This is a genomic window from Pseudonocardia sp. McavD-2-B (genome assembly GCF_024124365.1).
Taxonomy (GTDB): Bacteria; Actinomycetota; Actinomycetes; order Mycobacteriales; family Pseudonocardiaceae; genus Pseudonocardia; species Pseudonocardia alni.
In genome coordinates, this window is sequence record NZ_JAMXSG010000421.1 from 1 (window position 1) to 3,259 (window position 3,259).

2 protein-coding genes are annotated in these 3,259 nt (G+C 77.7%); both read right to left on the minus strand.

The features are described from left to right. Positions 1 to 82 precede the first annotated feature (82 nt). The gene (locus NH602_RS29570) at positions 83 to 1,585 is read right to left on the minus strand and encodes an ABC transporter substrate-binding protein (protein ID WP_253069528.1); all 1,503 of its coding nucleotides are present in this window, start codon (positions 1,583 to 1,585) and stop codon (positions 83 to 85) included. After that, positions 1,582 to 3,259: thioesterase domain-containing protein (locus NH602_RS29575; protein WP_253069529.1), on the minus strand; the 1,678-nt coding region annotated here is incomplete at its 5' end. The genes NH602_RS29570 and NH602_RS29575, both read right to left, overlap by 4 nt.

Sequence of the window (3,259 nt, forward strand, 5' to 3'; positions counted from 1 at the left end):
CCGGCGGCGCGCAGGACGGCGCGGGCCGCCGCACGGGCCACCGCCCGCCTGCGGCCCGGCGCCCGGCCCGGTCGGACGTCGGTCATCGGTCGTGGTGCACCCGGTCGAGGAAGCCGGCGCCGAACCCGATCGCCGGGGACACCCCGGTCACCCCGGGTGCGGCGAGGTCGAGCCGGTCGCCGACGCCCCACACGAGGTAGCCGCCCTCGTCGCGCAGGCGGGTCTGCAGGGCGCCGAGCCCGGCGCGGCGCTTCGCGGTGTCCGGCTCGGCCAGCGCGGTGGCCAGCCGGGCGTTCCACGACGGGTCCGCCCAGGCGGTCTCGTTGGTCGGCGAGCCGGGGGTCAGCGCCACCCGCACGACGTCGAGGAAGGGGATGCCGCCGAGGAAGCTGACGTAGAACGGCTCGGCGCCGTAGACGGTGCTGAAGTAGGTGTCCGGCGGGCCGACCTCGATGCGCGCCCGCACCCCGATCTCGGCGAGCTGCTGGGACAGCAGGGTCGCCGCGGTGTCCATGCCCGGGTAGGCGGTGGTGGTGTGCAGCGTGACGTCGACGCCACCGGCCAGGCCGGCCTGCGCCATCAGTGCGCGGGCGCGGGGCACGTCGCGTTCGATCTGCGGGAGGTCACGCGGGCTGCTCGGGTCGGTGGGGGTGATCAGGTCGTTGCCGAGCGTGCCCTTGCCGCCGAACACGGCGTCGAGCAGCTGGCGCCGGTCGACGCCGAGCCGGATCGCCTCGCGGACCCGGGGGTCGGAGAAGGGCGCGGTGTCGGTGCGCATGACCAGCGGGTACATCGTCGCGCCCGGTTTGCGGACCACGGTCAGGCCGGCGGCCGCGCCCTGGTCGGCGGCGGTGGGCGGGACGCTGCCGGCGAGGTCGGCCTCACCGGACAGCACGGCCTGGGCGCGGGCCTGCGGGTCGGCCAGCGCCCGCACCTCGATCACCCGGCTCGGCGGCCGCGGGCCCCACCAGGAGTCGTTGCGTTCGAACACGGTGGTCTGGGCGTCGGAGCGCACCGGCCGGAACGGGCCGGACCCCGGGACGAGGCCGGAGGTGACGTCGGTGCTGCCCTCGGGTACCACGAACGTGGCGCCCATCAGCGCGGTCCCGACCTCGGCGTAGGGCGCCCGGGTGACCAGCGTCAGCGTGGTGTCGTCGGTGGCGCGGGAGGCGGCGAGGTCGAACATGGCCGTCCGGCCGAAGTTCTCCGCGGACTTCGACGCCATCCGGCGCAGTGAGAACAGCGCGTCGGCGGCCCGGACCTTCGCACCGGTCGTGAACACGGCGTCGTCGCGCAGCCGGACGGTCCAGCGGGTCAGCGTGGGGTCCGGGGTCCACGACGTCGCCAGCCGGGGCTGCGGGGAGCCGTCGTCGCCCGGGACGGTCAGCACGTCGTAGGTGAGCGCCATCCGCACGATGTCGCTCTCGGCGGGAAGCATCCCGTGCGGGTCGTCGACGGCCGCGCCGCCGGAGCCGGGTGCGACGTAGCGGACCGTGTCCGCCGGACCGGCGGCGGTGGGTGCCGGGGCCGCGCAGCCGGCGAGGACGGCGCAGGCCAGCAGGCCCGCGGTGAGCAGTCGTCTCATGCGATCCGTTCCAGGAGTGCGAGCAGCGCCGCGTCGATCGCGGCGCCGACGTCGGGGAGGGCGGGCCGGTGCAGCACGCCGTAGTGGTGGGCGTCGACGCCGACGGTGTGCAGCGGGCCGGCGAGGTGCGCCGACCAGCCGAGGTCGGGCCCGGCACCGGGCGGGGTGTCGTCGACGCCCATGCCGATGCCGGAGTTGCGGGGCGCCCGCCGGTCGGCGCGGACCAGGACGGTCGCGGTGCCGGTGGCGTCGAGTCGCCGCGCCCGGTGGGCGGCCAGCGCCCGCAGGTGCCGGGCCATCACCGCGAGCCGCCCGACGACGGCCGCGTCCGGTTCGGCCCGGCCCAGCAGGCCGTGGTCGCGCAGCCGGTCCGCGACGGCCGCGACGAGCTCGGGCGGGGCGCCGGGTCCGGTGAGACCGTCGGCGTCGAGGTCCGCCCCGAGGTAGGCCTCCAGCGCCCGCAGGTGCCGGACGGCGACGGCGCGGTCGAGCTCGGCCCCGGTGCCGGGGACCGGCCGGATGTGCGCCGGGTCGTTGGAGTCGACCATGACCAGGAGCGGGACGGACTCCCCCGCCGCCGTCAGCTGGACGGCCATCTCCTGGGCGAGCGTGCCGCCCATCGACCAGCCGCCCAGCAGCCACGGCCCGCGCCGTCCGGCGGCGCGCAGCGCGGCCAGGTGGGCGGCCGCGAGGGCGGGCACCGTCTCCGGCGCGTCGGGGTGCGGCGCCGGGAGCGACAGGTGGGGGTCGGCGACGGCGAGCACGTCGAACCGGCGGTCGATCATCCGGGACAGCTCGACGTAGCAGAGCACGTCCCCGCCGGAGGGGTGGACGAGCACGAGCGCGGGCCGGTCCGGGTCGTCCCCGCCACGCAGCGGGATGACCGCGTCGGCCGCGTCCACACGCACCGTCGCCCCCGGGGCGGGCACCGGAGGGGCCGGAACCGGGGAAGGAGCCGGGTCCGCCGGGTCGGGGACGGGTCCCCAGGCCGCCGGGTCGGTGGCCAGCAGGCGTACCCGCTCGGCGTGCCGGGCGGTGACGGCGTCCAGCTCGTCGTCGGGCAGGACGCCCTCGGGGCCGTCCCACTGCAGCCGCAGCTCGCCCGCGACCTCGACGACCTGGTGGTCCAGCCACACCTGCGGGGTGGAGGACAGCGCGGCGACCTGCTCGCCGATCCACTCCAGGGACCGGCCGTCGTCGAGGCCGAGCGCGCTGGTGAACACCACGGGCACCCGGTGCACCGCGCCGGTGCGGGCGGAGCGTTCGGCCAGCACGTCGAGCGCGGAGGCCGCGCGGTGGTCGAGCTCGTCGAACAGCCGGGCCTGGGTGGCGGCGGCGCGCTCGGCGAACACCGGGTGCGGGGTGTCCGGAGTGCCGTGCAGGACCAGTGAGGTGAAGTCCCCGACGACGCCCGCGGTGCCCGGCGGGCGGTCGAAGAGCGTGAGGAGCACGCCGAACCCGCCCGCACCCGCCCACTCGGCGAGCACGTCGGTGAACGCGGTGAGCAGCACCGCGGTCGGTGTGACGCGGTGGCGGGCGGCCTGCGCGCGCAGCGCCGCATGGTCGGCCGGGGCGATCCGGTGGACCCGGCGGCGGAACCGCGGCGGCCGTCCGTCCGTCGACGCCGGCGTCCGGACCGGGAGCGCGGGCGGGCCGGGGACCGGCTCCGGGGGC

What these genes read in the sequence shown, in the direction of transcription:
- NH602_RS29570 (WP_253069528.1), bottom strand. Translation starts at nt 1,585, where the DNA reads ATGAGACGACTGCTCACCGCGGGCCTGCTGGCCTGCGCCGTCCTCGCC.